At 36.2% G+C, this 22,604-nt stretch carries 24 protein-coding genes; 11 read left to right on the top strand and 13 right to left on the bottom strand.

What is annotated here, in order from left to right; translation table 11 throughout:
• Position 1 precedes the first annotated feature (1 nt).
• The 3 genes from ACY2RS_RS09620 to ACY2RS_RS09610 are packed head-to-tail and all read right to left on the bottom strand — an operon-like array spanning position 2 to position 3,074.
• Complete coding sequence (locus ACY2RS_RS09620; RefSeq protein WP_490098437.1) at positions 2-1,501, bottom strand: hypothetical protein; 1,500 nt, start codon at positions 1,499-1,501, stop codon at positions 2-4.
• Positions 1,502-2,887: a class I SAM-dependent methyltransferase gene (locus tag ACY2RS_RS09615; protein ID WP_490098436.1), complete on the bottom strand. Its 1,386-nt coding sequence runs from the start codon at positions 2,885-2,887 to the stop codon at positions 1,502-1,504. It abuts the gene before it with no gap.
• A complete protein-coding gene (locus ACY2RS_RS09610) occupies positions 2,877-3,074 on the bottom strand; it encodes a hypothetical protein (protein WP_490098435.1) in 198 nt (65 codons plus the stop codon). The genes ACY2RS_RS09615 and ACY2RS_RS09610 overlap by 11 nt, the downstream gene beginning before the upstream one ends.
• Positions 3,075-3,260: 186 nt before the next feature.
• On the opposite strand from ACY2RS_RS09610, the gene ACY2RS_RS09605 reads away from it, so the two are divergent.
• On the top strand, positions 3,261-4,196 hold the full coding sequence (locus ACY2RS_RS09605) for a LysR family transcriptional regulator (RefSeq protein WP_490098434.1): 936 nt from the start codon (positions 3,261-3,263) through the stop codon (positions 4,194-4,196).
• A 44-nt stretch (positions 4,197-4,240) separates the two neighbouring features.
• Here ACY2RS_RS09605 and ACY2RS_RS09600 read toward each other — a convergent pair whose 3' ends face one another.
• Both ACY2RS_RS09600 and ACY2RS_RS09595 read right to left on the bottom strand, forming a co-directional pair.
• Positions 4,241-4,438 (bottom strand): hypothetical protein, encoded by a 198-nt coding sequence (locus ACY2RS_RS09600; protein WP_490098433.1) that lies wholly within the window; start codon positions 4,436-4,438, stop codon positions 4,241-4,243.
• Positions 4,439-4,582: 144 nt separating this feature from the next.
• On the bottom strand, positions 4,583-5,053 hold the full coding sequence (locus tag ACY2RS_RS09595) for a DUF4442 domain-containing protein (protein ID WP_490098432.1): 471 nt from the start codon (positions 5,051-5,053) through the stop codon (positions 4,583-4,585).
• Positions 5,054-5,363: 310 nt separating this feature from the next.
• Between ACY2RS_RS09595 and ACY2RS_RS09590 the strand changes: the two genes are divergently transcribed.
• From ACY2RS_RS09590 to ACY2RS_RS09565, 6 genes are all read left to right on the top strand, one after another.
• A complete protein-coding gene (locus ACY2RS_RS09590) occupies positions 5,364-5,891 on the top strand; it encodes a DUF4870 domain-containing protein (RefSeq protein WP_490098431.1) in 528 nt (175 codons plus the stop codon).
• A complete protein-coding gene (locus tag ACY2RS_RS09585; RefSeq protein ID WP_490098430.1) occupies positions 5,888-6,067 on the top strand; it encodes a hypothetical protein in 180 nt (59 codons plus the stop codon). Before ACY2RS_RS09590 ends, ACY2RS_RS09585 begins: the two co-directional genes overlap by 4 nt.
• Complete coding sequence (locus ACY2RS_RS09580) at positions 6,057-6,395, top strand: PadR family transcriptional regulator (RefSeq protein ID WP_490098429.1); 339 nt, start codon at positions 6,057-6,059, stop codon at positions 6,393-6,395. Before ACY2RS_RS09585 ends, ACY2RS_RS09580 begins: the two co-directional genes overlap by 11 nt.
• Complete coding sequence (locus ACY2RS_RS09575) at positions 6,392-8,185, top strand: PspC domain-containing protein (RefSeq protein WP_490098428.1); 1,794 nt, start codon at positions 6,392-6,394, stop codon at positions 8,183-8,185. The genes ACY2RS_RS09580 and ACY2RS_RS09575 overlap by 4 nt, the downstream gene beginning before the upstream one ends.
• A gap of 33 nt (positions 8,186-8,218) precedes the next feature.
• On the top strand, positions 8,219-8,941 hold the full coding sequence (locus tag ACY2RS_RS09570; protein WP_490098427.1) for a head GIN domain-containing protein: 723 nt from the start codon (positions 8,219-8,221) through the stop codon (positions 8,939-8,941).
• A 186-nt stretch (positions 8,942-9,127) separates the two neighbouring features.
• Positions 9,128-9,616, top strand: coding sequence for a nuclear transport factor 2 family protein (locus ACY2RS_RS09565; RefSeq protein ID WP_490098426.1), 489 nt, complete (start codon positions 9,128-9,130; stop codon positions 9,614-9,616).
• Between the two features lie 54 nt (positions 9,617-9,670).
• Here the strand turns inward: ACY2RS_RS09565 and trxB are convergent, their stop codons facing one another.
• Positions 9,671-10,633, bottom strand: coding sequence for a thioredoxin-disulfide reductase (trxB, locus tag ACY2RS_RS09560; RefSeq protein WP_490098569.1), 963 nt, complete (start codon positions 10,631-10,633; stop codon positions 9,671-9,673).
• A 245-nt stretch (positions 10,634-10,878) separates the two neighbouring features.
• On the opposite strand from trxB, the gene ribB reads away from it, so the two are divergent.
• Positions 10,879-12,027 (top strand): 3,4-dihydroxy-2-butanone-4-phosphate synthase, encoded by a 1,149-nt coding sequence (gene ribB / locus ACY2RS_RS09555; RefSeq protein ID WP_490098425.1) that lies wholly within the window; start codon positions 10,879-10,881, stop codon positions 12,025-12,027.
• An 11-nt stretch (positions 12,028-12,038) separates the two neighbouring features.
• On the opposite strand, the gene ACY2RS_RS09550 is transcribed toward ribB, so the two are convergent.
• Both ACY2RS_RS09550 and ACY2RS_RS09545 read right to left on the bottom strand, forming a co-directional pair.
• Complete coding sequence (locus tag ACY2RS_RS09550) at positions 12,039-12,368, bottom strand: hypothetical protein (RefSeq protein ID WP_490098424.1); 330 nt, start codon at positions 12,366-12,368, stop codon at positions 12,039-12,041.
• Positions 12,369-12,424: 56 nt separating this feature from the next.
• The gene (locus ACY2RS_RS09545; protein WP_490098423.1) at positions 12,425-12,694 is read right to left on the bottom strand and encodes a methyltransferase domain-containing protein; all 270 of its coding nucleotides are present in this window, start codon (positions 12,692-12,694) and stop codon (positions 12,425-12,427) included.
• A 64-nt stretch (positions 12,695-12,758) separates the two neighbouring features.
• On the opposite strand from ACY2RS_RS09545, the gene ACY2RS_RS09540 reads away from it, so the two are divergent.
• Positions 12,759-14,531: an ABC transporter ATP-binding protein gene (locus tag ACY2RS_RS09540; protein WP_490098422.1), complete on the top strand. Its 1,773-nt coding sequence runs from the start codon at positions 12,759-12,761 to the stop codon at positions 14,529-14,531.
• 53 nt (positions 14,532-14,584) lie between these two features.
• On the opposite strand, the gene ACY2RS_RS09535 is transcribed toward ACY2RS_RS09540, so the two are convergent.
• A complete protein-coding gene (locus ACY2RS_RS09535) occupies positions 14,585-15,646 on the bottom strand; it encodes a zinc metalloprotease (RefSeq protein ID WP_490098421.1) in 1,062 nt (353 codons plus the stop codon).
• Positions 15,647-15,951: 305 nt separating this feature from the next.
• Between ACY2RS_RS09535 and ACY2RS_RS09530 the strand changes: the two genes are divergently transcribed.
• Entirely contained in the window at positions 15,952-17,268 is a 1,317-nt protein-coding gene (locus tag ACY2RS_RS09530; protein ID WP_490098420.1) for a hypothetical protein, read from the top strand.
• A 129-nt stretch (positions 17,269-17,397) separates the two neighbouring features.
• Here the strand turns inward: ACY2RS_RS09530 and ACY2RS_RS09525 are convergent, their stop codons facing one another.
• The 4 genes from ACY2RS_RS09525 to ACY2RS_RS09510 form a co-directional block, all read right to left on the bottom strand.
• Positions 17,398-17,979 (bottom strand): M23 family metallopeptidase, encoded by a 582-nt coding sequence (locus tag ACY2RS_RS09525; RefSeq protein WP_490098419.1) that lies wholly within the window; start codon positions 17,977-17,979, stop codon positions 17,398-17,400.
• Positions 17,980-18,031: 52 nt separating this feature from the next.
• Positions 18,032-18,667 carry an NAD(P)H-dependent oxidoreductase gene (locus ACY2RS_RS09520; protein WP_490098418.1) on the bottom strand — a complete coding sequence of 212 codons (636 nt, stop codon included), beginning with the start codon at positions 18,665-18,667 and terminating at the stop codon, positions 18,032-18,034.
• Positions 18,668-18,674: 7 nt separating this feature from the next.
• Entirely contained in the window at positions 18,675-19,550 is an 876-nt protein-coding gene (locus ACY2RS_RS09515; RefSeq protein WP_490098417.1) for a lysophospholipid acyltransferase family protein, read from the bottom strand.
• A gap of 67 nt (positions 19,551-19,617) precedes the next feature.
• Positions 19,618-21,000 (bottom strand): MBL fold metallo-hydrolase, encoded by a 1,383-nt coding sequence (locus ACY2RS_RS09510; RefSeq protein WP_490098416.1) that lies wholly within the window; start codon positions 20,998-21,000, stop codon positions 19,618-19,620.
• A 148-nt stretch (positions 21,001-21,148) separates the two neighbouring features.
• On the opposite strand from ACY2RS_RS09510, the gene ACY2RS_RS09505 reads away from it, so the two are divergent.
• A complete protein-coding gene (locus ACY2RS_RS09505) occupies positions 21,149-22,162 on the top strand; it encodes a M28 family metallopeptidase (RefSeq protein ID WP_490098415.1) in 1,014 nt (337 codons plus the stop codon).
• Positions 22,163-22,604: the final 442 nt, after the last annotated feature.

Here is a 22,604-nt window from a genome sequence, read left to right as displayed (position 1 = left end):
CTTACTCTGTTGGAACCGTTTCAAAAACGATCTCTCCATCGGTATTGATGTATTTATAGACTCCACTTGGAGCGCCTTCATTAAGAATCACATAACTGCTGTCGTCTTGAAGGTGTTTTAAATACGATGTGTCTTCTGTTAGGTAAGATACCAAAATCCTAAAAACGTTTACAGCACTTTTAAAGTTTGTGTCAAATACCGGTGCAGCGCCATCGGGCCAGTGTATGGATAAGTTACTGCTAAACATAGAGTAAATTAGATCTCTATCCTGTGTTTTTTTATAGGTCTGTCCTGTATATTCCATTCCTACAAAACCTCCATGATCGGCCATAATCACTACGAGTGCATTTGGGTCATTCTCATTTATAAGATTCAGCGTTTTGGTAAGCATTTCGTTTGCATTAGCAAGCGTTTCTTGCCATAATTCTCGCTCTCCTTCAACTCCTAAGGATTTTATTTTCTGACCATGAATGTGACCTGGGTTAAAAATTTCAATAAAGAAAAACTTAGGCTGATCAATCTCTTCTTTTGTGTAAGTAGCCAAGGGAGATAAAATATCGTAATAGGTTCCTAAGCCTGTTCCAACGTAGCCTACATCACTAAATGTAAAATTGCATTCATCATAGCCTAAAGATGGTTTATTAAGCAACAGATAAGGCATTTCGGCTAAGAAATAGCTTTTGTAGCCATTGTTTTTAAACACCTCTAATGTGGTATTTTCTGAAACAATCATTTCTCTAGCATTCGTACTTTCTGTAAAACTTTTACCATTTCCATAATAGTGATGCTTCATCATAAACGTAGCACTGTTGGATGTTAATGTAGAAGCATAATTACTTCGGAAATTTTCGTAGATCTTAAAATTGTTCTGTTCCAAATACTCTTTAAAAACTGAATTATCTAACGTATAATAGCCTTTATCAATTTCAGAAAAATTAACATAGCCGTCTGGCTGAATGAAATATACATTTGGTTTTTTTACAAAGCTCGCTTCTGTAATGGCATCTGGTTGGTCTGTCCAACTTGTATCATACGACAACTGCCTATTTAAAACTGGCAATAGCGTAAACAACCCCATACCTGCTAGTAATAATTGAAGTACTATTATTTTTTTATAATGTTTCCAAAGAAAAAAGGCTACTCCTGCAGCAACTACAAAAATACCCAGTGTTATTTTCTTTTGAATCCCAGCATACAAACATATTTTTAGTAAAAACAAAAAGGTGAAAATTCCTAAAAAAGGAAGCACATACTTTTCCCATTTTTGCAACACAGCAACCTTTGAAAAAACTTTTTTAATCACAAAAAAGCCTACCGCTGGCAGCAAAATAAAAGTACCCACAAAAAAGGCTAGATGCCCCCATGAATTTACTAAAGGGAAATTATTACTGTAATAGAAAAAGATAGGATACAACCCCGATGCAATAGCTGCAAGGAAAATATATTCTTTACTTGAAGATAAAAAAGAGGCAATAACAGACTGCTTTTTAGGAGCTCCCATCTACCCTTTGTTTTTTAATAAGTACAAGACACGCTTTGTGCCTGGAACATTTTCTTTTTTCTCAATGGTAAAATACTGCTGATAGCCTTTTTCAAACATATCGAGATTATAGAAATCGAAATGATTGATAAATTCACGTTTACGCACTAGTAAGGATTCTACCCAAGAATCTTCTCTCGTTGGAAATTCTAGTATTAAATAGTTTGAAAAGCCTGCAAAAAATTGAGCAGAACGTTCAAAAGGAACATTACCACTCAGTGTAATGTGGTGAATGAGTGCTAAGGCCATGGTTACATCTGGCGCATAGTCACGCAACCGTTCTGTTAACGAATTGCGCTCTGTGTTATTCAAACCAATACCCGGTGCTGGCTGCAATACATCACACACAAAAGGCAACATATTAGTTTCTTTGTGTTGTTGGGCTTGTTTGTAATTATGAGCTACAGCATTACTGTCGATATCGGTAACGATAACATGGGGTACTTTGTGTAAAACCGTTCTAGCAAAAGTACCATCGTTACCACCAATGTCTATTAATCGTTGCGGATTGAGAGCGGTTACCCAGTCTTCAATCAAGGTTTTCTTTCCTTGAAACGCTGCGTCGTTGTAATTGGTCTTATCGTAATAATTTCCCCACTCTGTTTCTTCCTTAAGTGTGAGTTTTTTTATAAAATCGAAAAGATTATCAATAATATTATTTTGTGCCTTTCTTGACAGCTTGGCAATCTTGGTTTCCGCCTTATAATCTTCACTGTGCTTGCTTTCCATTTTTGCCAATAAATGAATATTGGTATAAATGGTAGAGCTTAATTTTGTTTTTCCCGGAAGTAATGAAGAAATTAGTTTTACAGGAATTCCATCGATGTGGGTCTGTAGCATTTTAAAAATCTCAGTGCCATGGTAACTTGTCAAAACCAACGGACCAAAAAAATGCGTGATAAATTGTTTGTAAGCGCGCCATGGAGTGTCTTCTTCGTAAAAATCGAAGGACAAGGTGTCTATAAAAATAGGATTGCCTTTATGAAATGTTACATTATATGCCGAAGCATCTTTCAAAATAAATCCTTTAGATAAGGCATATTTTTGAATTTTTAACGTGTGTAATGCAGCATGCTTATACTGCTCAAAGCTCCATTCATACGGATTTGTAATAAATGGAATCGCTTCGGGTGTAATGACTATTTGTGCATCAGAAACACTGGTTTCTTCATGCGGGATAAGCAATTCATTTTTTATCAATGTCTTAAAAAACCCACTGTCATTTAAGGCATTGTATTGCTTGAAATATATAGGTTGTATTGCTCTTCTTAATGTATCACCATCATGAAACATATATCCAGAAGGATCTCTAAAAGAAGCTTGATGTGCCTGGGTATTATTCTGCATCGTCTGTATCGTCTTGGTCCTCAATGTCTATAGAATCGTAGGTGTCATCTTCATCTTTAGCTAAACCAAGAAACGCTTTTATCTTATACATTACGCCTTTCGAAAATAATAAAACGCCTGCAGCGGCAGCTACAATAGCTTGAACAATCATAGCACCTAGACCCGGATCGAAATATAAAAAATTCATAGTAGTATTTTTAGTAGCATATGCGCTTCTGCAAATAAACTAAAAAACAGCTACATTATTGCGGGTATGTACTGCTTTTCTTCGGAAATATCATCCCAAATGTATTAGAATCAATTCGATAGATAAAAACTAAATAATTTTAATTTACTATCAATTTTTCTTATTTTTACAAAAACAATTCTAATCATGACCATAACACAACTAAAATATGTGCTCGCTGTTGCTGAAAACAAAAACTTCACAAAGGCAGCACAAAAAACATTTGTAACCCAGCCCACACTTAGTATGCAAATACAAAAGCTGGAAGAGGAACTCGAAATTTTAATTTTCGATCGTAGTAAAAAACCTATAGAGTTAACTCCCGTCGGACGAAAAATTGTAAGTCAGGCGCGTAACATTGTGAACGAAAGTGAGCGCATGCAAGATGTAGTAGACCAAGAAAAAGGTTTTATTGGAGGGGAATTTAAAATAGGGATCATCCCTACAGTAATGCCTACGCTCTTGCCTATGTTTCTTAAAAACTTTACCAACAAATACCCAAAAGTACAGCTCAAGATAGAAGAGCTCACTACAGATGATATTATTAAGAAATTAAATGACGGTCATCTAGATGCTGCGATTGCAGCCACACCTTTACAAGAAGAACACATCAAGGAACGTGTATTGTACTACGAACCTTTTGTAGCCTTTGTACCCGAAAACCACAGACTCTCTGAACACAAAAAACTAAACAGTGATGATTTAGATTTAGATGATTTACTGCTGCTCGAAGACGGTCATTGCTTTAAAGACAGTGTTATTAACTTGTGCAAATCGCAACAAGCACAATTAGAAGATCATTTCCAGTTACAAAGTGGAAGTTTTGAAACCCTCATAAAATTATCGAATGAAGGTCTAGGAATGACTTTATTGCCATATCTACACACCCTAGATATTTCAGAAAAACAAGCAAAAAAACTACGCTACTTTAATGAACCTTCGCCAGCAAGAGAGGTAAGTATTATTTACAGCAAAAGTGAATTAAAAATGCAAATCATCAATGCCTTATACGATGTTATTGCTGGCGTCATACGAGGTGCCATACGCTTTAATGATGTGAAAATTATTAGTCCGTTGAAATAACAAGCTACACAAAACTAAAAAAAGCACTCCGTGGAGTGCTTTTTTTATGGTTTTAATTGTATTAAACATTGATTAAGTTGAGGATTCTGCTTTACCAGAGAATCAACCCAGATCATTAATTCCTCGATTTCGTAAGGTAATAATCGTGTGATTGCTTTTTCAAGCTCCTTGCAAAAAAGTTGGACATCAAAACTTACTTTAGATAAAACAGCTTTGGTGTAGTCAAACATCGCTCTCGCCATAGGGTATAATTACTAAAAGGTTAAGTAGTTTTCTATGCTATATATAATGTGTTTATAATTTTAACTTCTTCAATGTATGAAATTTTTCATCAAAAAAAGAAGATTGTTAATAAAAAACACAGTTAAAGTTATCTAAAAATTCGACTAAGCACCAGTTTTAGAGCGCTTTACCTTCAGTGTCCATTCAAAGTTAAACTCAGATACAATAACACCTTCTGCATTTTTACCTTTGGCTTTCATCCAACACGTTTGTCCTTCTCCGGTAGCAACTGCTTCTATTATTGCTTCTTTAATAGCCACTCCATCTTCACATATAAAAGAGATTCTGCCAGTGGCCTTCTTATCAAATCGAGCGTTATTATTTGCAACAAGCATCGATATTTTTTCACCACTCTCTGCAATAGATTTCATTACTAAAGCCCCTGTAGCTAGTTCTGCAGCCATACCCTGCACGGCCCAAAACATAGAATTAAAAGGGTTTTGATTAATCCAACGATGTTTTACAGAGGTAACACAAGTAGTAGTATTAATTGTTTTTACACGCACCCCTGTAAAGTAACAAGAAGGTAATTTAAAGAGTATATAGCTATTTATTTTACTTGGAGTGACGTTCATATTCTTTCATTTTTTGCGAAGATACCTATTTACTAACCCTATTTATATATTGGAGCTCAAATTTGCTTCGGAAATTTTAGAAATCTACCATTGTTTAAGTTAAAAAGAGCATCTAAAAGAATACAAAAAACCGAGAATCCAACCATTTCAAAAAACCGCTCTATTTTGATAAAAATAGAAAATTTTACACAAACTATTAATCTTTAGATGTTTAACAAATATTCAATTGTTAATATTTTGTTAATTTTAGTACTATGCGTAACATAATACCTTTTTTTAGACATATATTTGTATAAGAAATTAATAGGCAATGGAAAAATCAATCACAGAAACGCAAAAACAAGTAGGTGCATTAATGCATGGAAGTACCTTTTTAAAGTACTTCTTTCCACTAGGAAACTTTTTTGCTCCTTTATTATTATGGACCATCCATAAAGAGAAGCCTTTTCTAGATCACCATGGAAAACAGGCTATCAATTTCCAACTAAGTGTTTTTGTATATGCCTTAGGAATTGCATTAGTAAGTCTTCCGTTTGTAGCCATATTTGCTTTAGACTTTATTGGGCTTATAGAAACCTTAGATCATGCAAGACATGTAAGAGCACCAGAAATAGAAAACCTTCCTAGTTATATCGTGCTTATAATGGTATTTGCATTGTTATTTCTAGGCTTGTTTTTATTTGAACTCTATTATGTAATTACTGCAACCATCAAAGCATCAAAAGGCATCTTATTTACATATCCTTTTTGCATTCAATTTATAACAACCACAGAGACACACTCTAATGAAACGAACACCATTTCAGAAGAGGAAATTTCAGAAAAACCAACCTCATGAGTACACTAATCAATTTTATTCTTGCACTAGTATTACAAATTACTGGCGCACAGATGGCACAACAACAGCATGAAGTTACTGATGCTTGTAAAGAAACCATCACCATGGTTTGCGATCATACTTTAATATCAAAAAACGAACAGAATAGTACAAAAAATCACACCAATGAACATTGAAAACACAAAAGCGCAAATGCGCAAGGGAGTACTAGAATACTGTATCCTTTCTATCTTAGAAGATGGAGAAGCGTACACTAGTGATATTCTAGCTGCTCTTAAAGACGCAAAGCTACTGGTGGTAGAAGGTACCATTTATCCGTTATTAACACGGCTAAAGAATTCGGGATTACTTTCCTACAGATGGGAAGAATCAACCAGCGGCCCACCACGCAAATATTACGCACTCACCGAAACAGGTACTATATTTTTAACCGAATTATCAACTACTTGGAGCAACCTTCAACAAGCAGTCTCTAAAGTAACCAATACCACCACCAAGAAATGAAAAAGACAGTCAATATTAATTTAGCCGGAACTTTTTTCCACATCGATGAAGATGCTTTTGGAAAATTATCACGCTATCTCGATGCGATCAAACGTTCGCTTAGTGATCCTCTTGGAGGAGATGAAATTATTCGAGATATAGAAGCGAGAATTGCAGAACTTTTTTCAGAAAAAATAGAAAGCAATACACAAGTAGTTTCTACCAAAGAATTGGACGAAATTATCACCATCATGGGACAGCCTGAAGATTATATCATGGGCGAAAACATGTATGAAGAGGATGCTCCAAAAAGTAGTACTGCTGCAAATGAAGACACAAAAAGTGATTACACAAGTAGTACTAGTACTGGACACAAACAATTGTTTAGAGATATCGATAACAAGTTTGTAGCTGGGGTATGTTCGGGACTGGGTCATTACTTAGGTATTGATGCCATTTGGGTACGTCTTATGTGGATCTTATTAACTTTTGCTACTAGTGGTTTTGGAGTGTTAGCCTATGTCCTATTCTGGATATTAGTACGCGCTGCTGAGACAACTAGCGAGAAACTAAAAATGACTGGAGAACCTATTAATATCTCCAACATTGAAAAAAAGTTTAATGAGGGCTATCAATCTGTATCCGACAGCATAAAAAATGCTGAATTTGACAAATACGGAGAGAAAATCAAAAAGGGATCAGCTAGTTTTTTCGATTCTCTTGGTAGTGTTATCTTGACGATACTCAAAGTATTTGTAAAATTCTTTGGCCTCATTATCCTAGTTGCTGGATTGATTGGTCTTATCGCTACCATCATCGGTATGTTTGCCTTTGGCACCTTTGGTATCTACGATACTGGAGCTGGAATGGACTTGTACCAACTTATAGATACAACTAACACTCCACTATGGTTAGTCTCTATCATTGTAACACTAGCAGCAGGAATCCCTTTACTAGTACTTTTTATTTTAGGATTGAAAATTATTGCACCTAATATTAAGTCGATTGGAGCACCTGGAAAAATAACACTAGCAACCATTTGGCTGCTTGCCATTATTGCATTAGGAGCATTAGGGATTCGTCAAGCAACAGACAGAGCGTATGAGGATACTAGTATTACAGAAGCCCCTTTTGTAATAAATATGGAAACTCCTATGATATTAAAAATGCGTAGCAATGAAAAGTACGACTACGAAGCAAGAAGAGGTGGTGGTCTAGATGTAAGACCTGATGAAAATGGAGATAAAGTTTTGTATTCTAACGACATTAGACTTATTGTAAGAAGCACCAACGACGCCAATGCAAAACTAGTCATCGAAAAATCGGCTAGAGGGAAAAATTATAAGCTTGCCAAAGAACGTGCAGAGGCTATAGATTATAACTATACCTACGATGCTGCAACAAACACTTTGGAATTAGACGGTTATTTCTTAACAGATATAGAAAACAAATATCGTGATCAAGAAATGGAAATCATCTTATACCTTCCTGTAGATGCAAGACTTGTGGCTGATAAAAACACGCGTTCTTTCCATAGAAATGAATCTAGATACAGAGACATTTTAGATGTGGGCGACGAAGGAAAGATTTTAAAAATCACTCCAACGGGAACACTATGTTTAGATTGTGACACACCACCAAGTCAAACAAAAAGTGATACCACTACTCAAAAAGAAACAACAACTTTTGAAAATTGGGAAGAGGACGTAAATAACAGTCTAAACATCAATTCGAAAAAAGTAAAAGAGGTAAAAGTGAAAGTGAACGACTCTTTAAAAATTAAAGAGACTACCATTACCGAAATCTTCTAATAAGTATAACCATAAAACCAAAAACATGAAAACATGAAAACAAAGCAATTTATACTCATAGCACTTATTGCTGTTACAGCAATATCCTGCCGATTTGATCTTGATTTAGGTCAAATAAGTGGAAACGGAGACGTACAAACCGAAGAACGTAACATGAATGCAGAATTCACAGCTGTTAAAGCAAGTTCTGGTCTACACGTAATATTAAAAGAAGGAACCTCTCAAAAAGTAATAGTTGAAGCAGACAGTAATTTACTTCCAATAATTGAAACCTATGTTGATAATGGTATGTTACGCATTCGATCTGAAGAGAACATTCGCAATGCAAAGTCAAAAAAGATTTATGTAACCTACACTTCGCTTTCAGAAATTAAAGCAAGTAGTGGTTCAAATGTTAGTGCATCTGACCAAATTAAAAGTGAGCGCTTTACACTTGATGCCAGCAGTGGTGCTCATATAGAAGCAGATGTTTTTTCAAAAAATTTATACCTAGAAGCTAGTAGCGGTGCTAATCTAGATGTTTCTGGAAAAACAAAATCACTTAAAGTAAAAGCAAGTAGTGGTGGATTGGTAGATGCAGATCATGTACTTTCTGCAAACTGCGATGCAAGGGCTTCTAGTGGTGGTAATATTTCAGTAAACGTAAAAGAACATCTAGAAGCCAAAGCTAGTAGTGGTGGTAATATTGATTATTACGGAGAACCTACCGTACACACAACGTCCAAAAACTACAGTGGCGCTATCAATAAAATGTAATTCGTACATATTGCTATAGACGTTTTACACAAGAGGATATTTAAAGGATTTGTAACTATGTCTGGTTGAGCGCAGTTGAAACCTATGTGAACTTTCACCTAGGTATAGTTCTCGACTGCGCTCGAACAGACAAAAAGTTCTTTTTTATCCTCTTTTTTTTACATCAATTACCAATTCTAATAAATCATGAAAAAATACGCTCTCATTATTATTGTTTTTTCTTTCTTCGGAAATATCCTAGCGCAAGAAAAAATAGATAGTCCCTTATATATAAAAGCACTCGAATTGGACCGTATTATTTTTGATGAAGGGTTTAACAAATGTAACCTCACTCCTACTGAAAATTTACTTGCTTCAGATGTCGCTTTTTATCATGATCTTGCTGGCAGGCAAAACAAAAGTCAATTCATGAAAGCCATAAAAGAAAATATTTGCGGGCCTACAGATAAAAAACCAATTAGAAAATTGGTGCCTGAAACACTAGAAGTTTTTCCGCTAAGAAATAATGGAGTCTTGTATGGAATGATTGCTAAAGGATCACATGAGTTCCATATTAAAGAACCAAACAAAGCATTGTATCAAACCGGAAAAGCATTGTTTAGCATTCTATGGATGAAAGAAAATAATACTTGGAAAGCTAAAACTATATACAGCTATCATCATCAAGCCCAATAAAAAAGTCCTTTTGTTAGTTAACAAAAGGACTTTTAATTTTTATTTAAATGAAACTTATGCTTCAACAGCAGTTTCAATAGTCGCTAAATAACGTTCTGCATCTAGGGCTGCCATACAACCTGTACCTGCTGCAGTTACTGCCTGACGGTACTCTTTATCTTGTACATCACCACTTGCAAAAACTCCAGGAATATTTGTTTTTGTTGACTTTCCTTCGGTAATTAAATACCCTGTGTCATCCATATCTAACTGTCCTTTAAAGATATCTGTGTTGGGCTTATGACCAATGGCAATAAACAATCCAGTAATAGCGATATCTTCCGTTTCACCTGTTTGGTTGTTCTTCATACGTAACCCTTCTACCACCATATCTCCTAATACCTCGTCAACTTCTGTATTGTAACGTAAGTCAATGTTTGGCGTAGCAGTAACTCTATGTTGCATTGCTTTACTTGCACGCATGTAATCTTTACGAACTAACATGGTTACTTTATTACAGATATTTGCAAGGTAAGTTGCTTCTTCTGCAGCCGTATCTCCAGCTCCTACAATGGCAACATCTTGTCCTTTATAAAAGAATCCATCACAAACGGCACAGGCAGAAACTCCACCTCCACGTAATTTTTGTTCACTTGGCAAGCCTAAATATTTTGCTGTAGCACCCGTAGAAATAATTACAGTCTCCGCTTCAATTTGCGTCTTACCATCTACAGTAGCTTTATGGATACCTCCTACTTCGGTAGCAAATTTAACAGCTGTAATCATCCCAATACGAACTTCTGTACCAAAACGCTCTGCTTGTTGTTGCAATTGCACCATCATGGTGGGTCCATCAATTCCTTCTGGATATCCTGGAAAGTTATCTACTTCTGTAGTTGTTGTTAACTGACCTCCAGGCTCCATACCTGTATACATAATTGGCTTTAAGTCTGCACGTGCTGCATAGATTGCAGCAGTATATCCTGCAGGACCACTACCTATAATCAAACATTTTATTCTCTCTATCGTATCGCTCATGGCTATTTTTTCAAAAATTTTATAAGATTCCAAAAGTAAACATTTTCACAAAAAATGGACGCAAAAAGTTATCAAGAAACCTAATATTCTTATTGTTAGGTTTTATATGTCGCAACAACTATATAAATCCTACAGTTTGTATCTTTACTTCGGAAATATAATACCTCAATAGTATGTTAGTGTATTAAAATTTCCGAAGCACATCTCACCTGCATTGTTTATCTTTGCAACGAAAACAAAACGCTATGATTTCTACTGAAAACAACACCAAAATCAAACTAAACACCATTGAAGAAGCCATTGCCGACATTAGGCAAGGGAAGGTGATTATTGTAGTAGATGATGAAGATCGTGAAAATGAAGGGGATTTTGTAGCTGCCGCAGAAAACATTACTCCAGAGATTATCAACTTCATGGCAACCCATGGTCGCGGTCTTATATGTACACCCATTACCGAAAGTCGTTGTAAAGAATTACACCTAGACATGATGGTGGGTAACAATACAGATCCTATGGAAACTGCCTTTACGGTTTCTATCGATTTAAAAGGACATGGCGTTACAACAGGGATTTCTGCTGGCGATAGAGCTAAAACAGTAAAGGCCCTGGTAGATCCAAACATGAAACCTTTCGACTTAAGCAGACCTGGACATATTTTCCCGCTTAAAGCGAAAGATGGTGGCGTATTGCGTAGAACTGGACACACAGAAGCTGCTATTGATTTTGCTCGCCTTGCTGGGCTCGAACCCGCTGGAGCTATTGTAGAAATCATGAACGAAGATGGCTCGATGGCAAGACTTCCACAGTTGGCAGAAGTAGCGCAAAAATTTGATCTAAAACTTGTGTCTATAGAAGACCTTGTTGCTTATAGAATGGAGCATGATTCGCTTATTGAAAAACAAGAAGACTTTACTATCAATACTAATTTCGGACCCTACAGATTAAGAGCTTACAAACAAACTACCAACGACCAAGTACATATTGCCCTAACCAGAGGTGATTGGAAAAAAGACGAACCTGTGTTGGTTCGTATGAACTCTACATTGGTCAACAATGATATTTTGGGAGCACTTACAAGCAATGTTGATAAAAAACTAGACGACATGTTTCAAGTCATTGCAAAAGAAGGCAAAGGCGCTATGGTTTTTATCAATCAGCAGAGTCAGTCTTTTAATCTTCTAAACAGATTAAAAACCCTAAAGGAAGTCCAAAAAGGCGATGAAATTGCCAAAGCACCAAGCATTAAAATGGACGCTAAAGATTTTGGAATTGGCGCACAAATACTACACGATCTTGGGATCCATAAAATACGTTTGGTTTCTAACAGCAAACAAGAAAAACGTGTGGGTATGATTGGCTATGGTTTAGAAATTACCGACTATGTTGCTTACTAAGCAGCTTCCTTCTAGTCTTTATTTGCAATCACAATAGTGTGCATTTCTTTTGAGCCGTCTTTTTTTGTGTAGTCCTTATGTGTGGTATGTACTATAGAGAATTGACATGCTTCTAATGCTCTTTGGATACAATCTAAAGGATGGTAATAAAAATACACACGATCGCCTGTACTGCCTTTTACAAACCCAGATTTTTCTTTCACTCCTTCCACAAAACTGAGATACACTATTCCTTTTGGCACTACCAAAGTAGTACATGTTTTAATAAATGTTTCGCAATCTTCTGGAGAGAGATATGGTAGACAGAAGCCACAAACAATACCTTCGAAAGTCAGTTGCAATGTGTCTAGGTTTCTAACACATAAAAAATTCCAGATGGAACATGCGTCTGTGCTTTTTATATCATAGATTCCGAAATATCAACACAATGAATTTGTATTACTGGGTTTTGACTCACAAGATATTTTGAAATATTCCCCGGACCACAACCCACATCGAGAATCGCTGCATTTTTAGAAGGTAATAGTTCTAAAAAAGAATTATAGGTATCGTTATAGAGAGCTAAGTCCATAGAGGATGCCTCATAGGCAGCAGCTACTTTGTTCCAGGTGGCATGAGTTTCTTTGTAGGTGTCCATAATTTCACTCTGTATAGCATAAAGATACATAGTCTGTCTATTTTAGGAAGTTTTTAACTTCGGAAATATTAGTACAAGCGCTATCTTTACAGCAATGAAACACTACGCAAAAACTCCCAAAAAAGAGACCAAGACAAAACCTAAAGTAACCATGGTTTCTGCTTTTAAAACCATTATTTGGCCTCGACGAAACTTGGTGTTAATTGGTTTGATTTTAATTGTCATTGGTCGCTTGGCTGGATTTGTATTACCACTAAAATCGAAAGAATTACTAGACAGCATCATTCCAAACAATGATACTTCTGGACTCTACAACATGCTTTGGATGGTGGGCGCTGCCCTATTGGTTCAGGCCATAACTTCATTTTTACTTACGCGTATTCTCAGTGTGCAAGCGCAATACCTTATTAGTGAATTACGTGCGCAAGTCCAAAAAAAGGTACTTTCCTTGCCTATCAGTTTTTTTGATAACACAAAATCTGGTGCCTTAGTTTCTAGAATCATGAGTGATGTAGAAGGCGTTCGAAATCTTATTGGTACTGGTTTGGTACAATTAGTTGGAGGAACCATTACGGCAATTATCTCTGTGGTGTTATTAATCCGTATCAACCCTTGGATGACTTTATTTGTGTTTTTGCCTGTAGCTATTTTTGGTTTTGTTGCCTTAAAAGCTTTTAAGTATATCCGACCAATTTTTCGTAATCGCGGAAAAATTAACGCCGAAGTAAAAGGTAGGTTAACCGAAACGCTAGCAGGCGTTCGTGTCATTAAAGGATTTAACGCCGAAGCCCAAGAAAACAAAGTCTTTGAAGCCGGTGTTGACAGGCTATTTCAAAATGTAAAAAAGAGCTTAACCGCTACCGCATTAATGACAAGTTCTTCTACTTTTTTATTAGGATTAGCTTCTGTAGGGATTATGGGAATTGGTGGTTACTACATGATTGAAGGCACCATGACTGTTGGTGATTTTTTACTCTTTACCTTACTGTTAGGGTTCATGATTGCCCCCATTGTGCAAATGAGTAATATCGGGAGTCAGCTCACCGAAGCCCTCGCTGGATTAGACCGTACCGAAGAACTTATGAATATCACCACGGAGGAAGAAATGGAAGATCGCACCATTGTATTAGACGATATTAAAGGAAAACTCGAATTTAATAAGGTTTCTTTTGCTTATGAAGATAGCAAAGATGTATTACACGATATAGACCTCACTGTGGAAGCGGGTAACGTCATTGCCTTGGTAGGAAGTTCTGGTTCGGGAAAATCGACCATTGCTGGATTATGCGCAACTTTCTTAACGCCACAATCTGGAACCGTCACCATGGATGGCATAGACCTAGCTAAGGTAAATCTAAGCAGTTACCGCCAACATTTAGGTGTGGTTTTACAAGATGAATTTTTGTTTGAAGGTACTATTAGAGATAATATTTTATTTCCAAGACCTAATGCTACAGAAGAACAACTACAAGCCGCAGTAAAAGCAGGATATGTAAATGAATTTACAGATCGATTTGATGACGGACTAGATACTCTCATAGGAGAACGCGGGGTTAAATTATCGGGAGGACAACGCCAACGTATTGCTATTGCAAGAGCTATTTTAGCGGATCCAAAAATTATCATTCTAGATGAGGCAACCTCTAATCTCGATACAGAAAGTGAAGCACTTATTCAAAAATCATTAGCTACTTTAACAAAAGACAGAACTACTATTGTCATTGCACACCGCTTGAGTACCATTAAAAGAGCAGATCAAATATTAGTCATAGAAAACGGACGTATCGCCGAAAAAGGAAATCACGATAGCCTCATAGAAAAAGAAGGTAGGTATTACGATTTATATACCTATCAGGCTAAGATTTAATAAAAAAAGGGTGCTTTTGAGCACCCTTTTCTACACTAAATAAATTGATTTTCTTAGAAAGAATCTCTAGGTCCACCTGGCTGAAAAATAGTTCTCATACGTACTTTTTGACCTTCAGAAAACATATACATACAAGCATCGTCTACATAATCCATATAGTTCATAGTCATGTCATTGCTTCTGCAATTGTTTGTAGGGTAATTTGGACATCCATAGTTTGGTGCATCTGAGGCAGGAGTATCAGAAACAAAATCGTCTTTTTTACATCTACCATCACCCCAGATATGTCTTAAATTCATCCAGTGACCTACTTCATGAGTAGCAGTTCTACCTTTATTGAAAGGAGCTTGAACAAATCCTGTTGTACCAAAATATTGTGGAGAGATTACCACACCATCTGTAGAAGTTGCACCACCTGGAAATTGAGCATAGCCCAAAATTCCACCTCCAATATTACATACCCAAATATTTAAATGTGTATCGGGACTCACAGCATCAGAACCTCCGTTTGATGAAAATTTCATTGCATCATTTGTTCCCCAAGAACTTGTTGAAGACGCAACTCTTATGGTCTGATCAAGAGTAAAGTTAACATCAACATCTGCAATTAAACTAGCAAATTCTGTGGGAACTTGATTAGCGTCACTATTACCTAAATTAAAATCTTCATTCAAAACACTAATCTGAGAATTTATTTGTTGATCAGAAATGTTTTGATTCGAATTATTATAAATTACATGAACAATTACTGGAATATTTATGGTGCCTAAATTGTCAATTGGATCACCACCGCCAGAGCCACCGCCGTTTCCGCCGCCACCATTTCCGTTTCCATTTCCATTTCCATTTCCTGGCATTCTATTTATAATTGAACGTCTTGTAAACTCCTCAATTTGAGTCATACTTGCTATTAATTCAGGATTATTTGCGAGATTTTGTTCTAATACTTGCATAGAATGACATTTTCTTCCTTCCGAATGGTCAGTAAGATCTTCATCAATGTGTAAGGTGTAATCACTTAGATCCATTTCTTGATCTATTGCATTTTGAGTACCATCAGTTTCACAAGATAAAATGAGTGCTAATCCTGTTAAAGCCAAAAATAATTTTTTCATGAATTGTTGTTTTAATGTTAATATTTTACTAAAGTAACATAATTATATCAGTTTTTAAATTAATATAAAAAAATAACTAGTTTTAAAATCATTCACAAAAAATAGTACAAATCAAATATTAGTCATAGAAAACGGACACATCGCCGAACAAGGAAATCACGATAGGCTCATAGAAAAAGAAGGTAGGTATTACGATATATACACCTATCAAGCTAAGATATAAGGGGTTAAAAAATTGTTAAACAAGTTTTAACAGGAAAAAAGAAGTAGGTTTGAGTAGTATTTTTAGAAAAAAACTAACAACTATGAAAAAAATTACACTTCTAGCAACCCTACTTTTTGTCCTCTTCAGTTGCAGCACCGATGAGGGTGTTACAACAACAGAACAACAGCAAGAACAAGAAACAATCCCATCCTGCAATGATGGCATTCAAAATGGAGATGAAATCGATATAGATTGTGGAGGATCATGCGTTCCTTGTCCAATAAATATAGTGCTTGAAGGTAAAGCCCAAAAAGGACCTTTTATAAACGGTTCGGCAATACTCCTTACAGAATTAGATAACACCTTTACCCCCACTGGGAGTGTTTTTACTTCTGAAATATTAGACAATACTGGGCAGTTTAGTTTCGGAGCATTGACTCTTTCCTCACCAAACATCAATCTTCGCGTGGATGGATTTTACTTTAATGAGGTTTGTGGTGATCTTAGTAGCGCTCCAATCACACTACAAGGTATTACCGCATTGAACATTCAGGATCCTGTTAATTTACAGGAAAACCAAATAAACATAAATGTACTCACTCACTTAGAAAAAGTAAGAACAGAGTATCTCATAGAAAATGGAAGTACATTTTTACAAGCAAAATCTCAAGCACAAACTGAAATTCTAGCGATATTTGAAATCTCCAATTCAAGCGGAGCGATATTTTCTGAATTGTTCGATATTTCGGGTTCTACAGAAGGTGATGCTATACTCATAGCTGTTTCGAGTATTTTACAAGGGTTTAGAAATGAAGCAGATTTCTCATCGATCATGGCAGATATCATTTCGGATGTTAGAACTGATGGTACACTTGATAACACAGCAATTGGTTCAGATTTATTGGAGCATGCAAAACTTCTTGATGTAGCTGAAATCACCTCAAATATTGAAACTCGCTATGAAACACTCGGTGTGGAGGTTAACGTTCCTGAGTTTGGTCAAATCATTTCCAATTTTATTTCAAATACAGATTTCCAAGAAACAAAAACTGTTATTACCTACCAAGAAACTGGTGCCAATGGGTTAAATATCCTAGACACAGAACGCACAGAGATTCCAGCAAACACCTTTGTAAGTCTCGCAGCACTCCTCCCAGTAGAATGCATCGATCTTACAATAAAAATATCTGCAGTTAATGGAACAACATGTGAGTTTGGATGCTGGGTATATAGCGTTACAACAGTGGTAAATTGGGATATTGAGGTATACGACCAATCAAATGACACACAAGTATTTAATAGTACCAACACCAACCATGATCTTGGGATGATCTTCGAATCGGGAACGTATTTAATTGAGTATTTTGAAAACAATATAAATACCCCAACCCAAAGCAAATTACTTGAAGTAAATTAGTACTTTGTTAATTGGCAAACATTAGGATTCAAACTAGTTTGCTGGTAGGACGCTTCGCTTGGAGTTACATACTTTCTCCAAGAGAAGTGTCCTGCATGGTACCAGTGAGAAAGGCGAACGTCCTACTCACTAATCCCGTAGCCAAGTATCTGGATCTAAATGAAACATCTTCCTATTGCCCTGCACAGCAACGGTGTCACGTAACCACCAATACGGAAAAGGGGTTGTGATAGCATAATGTAAATGCGGTGGTTTTCCTCTGGCATTTCCTGTGTCACCAACTGTTCCTATTACTTCCCCTGTTTTTAAAGGTTCAAAAGGATAGGCATCAATAGCGTCTAAATGTGCATAATAATGAAATCGCCATTTGGGTCCTAATACCATCACAGATTTTCCACCTTTACCACCTTCGTGCGTGTACACTACCAAGCCATAAGTTGACGCAACTACTGGTGTTCCCTTTTCCTTAAAAATATCAATCCCTTTGTGCGTGATAGAGCTTCCCCAAGGGTAGGCCCAAAAAGATTGATCGTCCCAATCATTAGTGGTGGCTCCTTGCACAGGAATGACCATTTCTTGTGGTAACAAATAGCCTATTCCAATAATTAAAAAAGGAATAAAAGCAAACTTCCGAGTTCTTTTACCTTTTAATAAGACAAAAAAACTAGTAATAAATGTTGTTAAGAAATTACGTGTGGTATTTGTAATCATGGTACACTTAAAATCGAAACTTCAAGGTACAATTTTCTATTGAAATACAATATTATAGAGCAATAATCACTTCATCAACCCCACGACGTACTTTGGCAAGACTGGCAAACATATCGTCATCGGCACGTTTTCCAACTGCTAAGACCAAGACAGATTGAAGACCTTTTTCTTTCAGTTTTAAATAGCCATCATATTGCTCTGAATTAAAGCCTTCGATAGGACAGGCATCTATTTTTTCTAGCGCACATACCGTTAGTAAATTTCCTAAGGCGATATAGGCTTGCTTTGCCATCCAAGTGTCAATAGTATCTTGAGATTTCCCTGCAAAATCTTCTAACAGAAAGTTTTTGAAGGGATCTAATATTTCCGAAGGTGTATTTCTTACTGCCTGTACATTTTTAAAATAATTTTCAATAAAAGCAGCATCCATGTTTGTTTCTGTACATAAAACTAATGTATGCGAGCAATCTTTTACCTGTGCCTGATTCATGGTCATAGGCACCAAATCTTCTTTAATCTTTGGATTTGAAATCACCATCATTTTTAATGGCTGTAGACCGTAAGAAGTTGCTGTAAGATTAAACGCTTCTTTCAATAGCGTTAATTTTTCTTCGGAAATTTTATGGGTCTCGTCAAATTTTTTACAGGCATAACGCCATTGTAATTGTTCTAAAATTTCAGAAGTCATATCTATACTATTTAATAAATTTAAATCGTTTGTGTGTCCAGAAATAATACGCTGGATCTATGGCAATTTGTTCAGATAATTTTTGAGCAAAAGCATCGGTAATCGTAAAATCTGGATGTGTTTTTGGGGCATCTGCCAAGACACTAAAAGTAGAACTGTAATGACCCCTTTTAATCTTTGTGGTACCTAAAAAAAGAACTGGTAAATCATGTTGTTTTGCAAGTTGCTCCACCCCAGTAAAAAAAGGAGTTTGCACGTCAAAGAACTTTGTGAAATGCTTATTTCTATCGTTTGATGGCGATTGATCCATCACAAAACCAAATAGCATAAACCCAGACTGCGATTTGAGCACCTCTTTCATTGTTTCGCGAGCTTCTTTGTTTGGAACCATAGTAGAATGCCATTTGCTTCGAATATCACGTATCATTTTATCGAAATATGGATTTCTAATTTTCTTGTAAATAGCATATCCGGGTGTTCCTTTAAAAAATAAATGCAATGTAAAAATCCATTCGTAACTAGCATAATGCCCTAATGTAAGTATGACTGGTTGCCCTTTTTCTGCATATGTTTGTAACACTTCAAGGTTTGTAAAGGTATACCGTTTTTTTAAGGCTTCTTCCTTAATGCTCAATGTTTTAATCACCTCAATGAACATATCACAAAAATGGTGGTAAAAACGTTTTTCTATATTTTTTAAGGTAGCCGCATCCATTTCTGGAAATGCCGTTTTTAAATTAAAGCGAACTACTTCTTTGCGATATCCAATTACATAATACAACAATAAGTATACGGCATCACTAATAAAGTAAAGTACTCTAAATGGAAACTTAGATAATATCCAGATAAGAGGATATACTAGGACAAAAATTAATAATGACATGAATAGGTTTTTCAGCGAGCAAAGATAGCTTTTAATTAGATAGCACAACATCAAGATAGGCTATCGCCTAAACTGTTGCTATTCCAGCTTCTTTAATTGCTTTAAACCCTCCAGCCACATCAATTACGTTGTGGATACCACGACTTTTTAAAATAGAAGCCGCAATCACAGAGCGATACCCTCCAGCACAATGCACATAAAAAGGAGTATCTGATGGAAATTCATCCAAATGATTGTTAATAAATTCTAATGAAGTGTGTTCAGCCGATGGAATGTGGGCCCCTGAAAATTCCCCCTCTTTTCGAACGTCAAACACTGGGGCACCTAAAGCGATTTCTGCCTTTAAAATTTCCGCAGAGACAGATTGCATACTATCTATTTCTTTTCCAGAGGTTTTCCATGCATCTATGCCACCCCTTAAAAAACCAAGGGTATTATCAAATCCAACACGAGACAAACGAGTAACCGTTTCTTCTTCTCTCCCCTCTGGAGTCACCAATAGAATTGGCTGTTGTACGTCTTTAATTAGAGCACCTACCCAAGGAGCAAAGCCTCCATCGATACCAATAAATATAGAACGTGGTACATGAGCTTCCATATAATCTTTTTGATGACGCACATCCAAGACCAAAGCACCAGTAGTATTTGCAGCAGTTTCAAAATCTTCTGGACTTAGCGGTGTGGTGCCTTTCGCTACAATAACATCTAAGTTTTCGTAGCCTTCTTTATTCATTTTCACATTTAAAGGAAAATAGGCAGGCGGTGGCGCCAAACCATCTGTTACTTCTTTTATAAATTCTTCTTTGGTCATATTGGCGCGTAGCGCATAATTCATTTCCTTTTGATTCCCTAAGGTATCAATCGTTTCCTTCATCATGTTTTTTCCACAAGCAGAACCAGCACCATGCGCTGGATAGACAATAACATGATCTGGCAAAGGCATGATCTTGGTTCGTAAACTATCAAACAAAATACCTGCGAGATCTTCTTGAGTCATATCTGCTGCTTTCTGAGCTAAATCTGGACGACCTACATCTCCTAGAAATAGTGTGTCTCCACTAAAAATTGCATGTTCTTTGCCAGAGGCATCATGCAATAAATAGGTAGTACTCTCCATGGTATGCCCTGGTGTATGTAATGCAGTAATAGAAATATCTCCAATGGTAAAAGTCTCCCCATCTTTAGCGATATGTGCATCAAAAGAAGGGTTTGCATTGGGACCAAAAATAATAGATGCTCCTGTTTCTTTCGATAAGGTAACATGACCACTCACAAAATCTGCATGAAAATGGGTTTCAAAAATATACTTAATAGTAGCGTTATCTCTTTTCGCCCTTTCTAAATAAGGGGACGTTTCACGAAGTGGATCTATAACAGCTACTTCTCCTTTACTCTCAATATAATATGCGCCTTGCGAAAGGCATCCTGTATATAGTTGTTCAATCTGCATAATGAATCATTTTATTACAAAGATACTAATAGTGATGGTTACAAATATCAAAAAAATGATTCCTGATGCGTTAATAAAACTTTAATATGTACACACTAGCATAACTCTCAAAAAATGAATATTTTGCAGGCTGTAAACAAATAATTTTATGAAACATTATATCATCGCATTACTTGCTATTGTTACTGTAGCATGTAATTCGTCTCAAAAAACAACTACAAAAAAAGGAGATGACGCTGTTAATTATGCAGCAACAATTACCTCTAGTGAACTAAAAGAAATGCTATACGTCTATGCTGGAGATGACATGCGTGGAAGAATGACAGGTTCCGAAGGTCAGAAAATGGCGGTAAATTATCTAAAGAAATTCTATGTTGATCATGGTATCAAATCACCACTTGGAGGTGATAATTATTTTCAAAATGTTCCTGCGAGCTACCTTACTAGATTAAAAGAACCAGCAGATTCAGAAAACGTAGTAGCCTTTATTGAAGGAAGCGAATTTCCAGATGAGATTATTGTACTTTCTGCACATTTAGACCATGTGGGTGTTGATGACGAAGGAAACGTATTTAATGGTGCCGATGATGACGGAAGTGGTACAGTTGCCATGTTAGAAATGGCAGAAGCGTTTCAAAAAGCAGTAAAAGAAGGGAAAGGTCCAAAACGCTCTATCTTATTTTTACACGTAACTGGAGAAGAAATTGGTTTGTACGGTTCGCGTTATTATACAGAGAATCCTTTGTTTCCGCTTGCTAATACTGTTTGTAACTTAAATACAGACATGATTGGACGTATTGACCCAGATAAGGCAGATACCCCAAATTATATATACCTTATTGGAAGTGATAAGCTAAGCCAAGAATTACATAATGTTTCAGAAGAAGTAGCCAAAAAATACAGCGACTTAGAACTAGATTACACTTATAATGATGAAAACGATCCTAACCGTTTCTACTACCGTAGTGATCATTACAACTTTGCTAAAAACAATGTTCCTATTATTTTCTATTTTAATGGAGTACATGCAGATTACCACAAAATATCTGACACGCCTGACAAAATTGAGTACGAATTAATGGAAAAAAGAACGCGTCTTATTTTCCACACCGCATGGGAAGTTGCCAACCGCGAAGGACGTATTACTGCAGATAAATTATAAGAAATACTTTTATATATTTTTAAAACCTGTCGCTTATGTCAGGTTTTTTTTATGCTTTATAATTACAGTAACCTCTAAAGTATACCTTCGGAAATATGAGCGCTCCAATTGCATTAGGTTGATTCTATTGTAGGCTTAGCTAGATTCTTTAACCTAACAAATTTCCAAAACGAAGACAGCTCGGAGATGTTGAAAATAGTTATAAAAAAAGGGTGTCTGGAAAGCATACTAAGATGTCTGTTCGAGCGCTCCCGAAGTTTCGGGAGAGAACTACTACTCACATATTTTAAACATAGGTTTCAACCCGATAGCTATCGGGTGCGCTCAACCAAACAAGAGTTATTTTTTTTACTTTTATATACCCTTTCCCAAAAAAAAGCCCCTTAACATGGTATGTTAAAGGACTTCTAAATTTTCTTTGTATTGCTTATTAATTCTGAAT

It is taken from the genome of Patiriisocius sp. 208BN25-11, assembly GCF_058147145.1.
The sequence above is the reverse complement of the archived record's forward strand: the minus strand, read 5'-3'. Positions and strand labels throughout refer to the sequence as shown.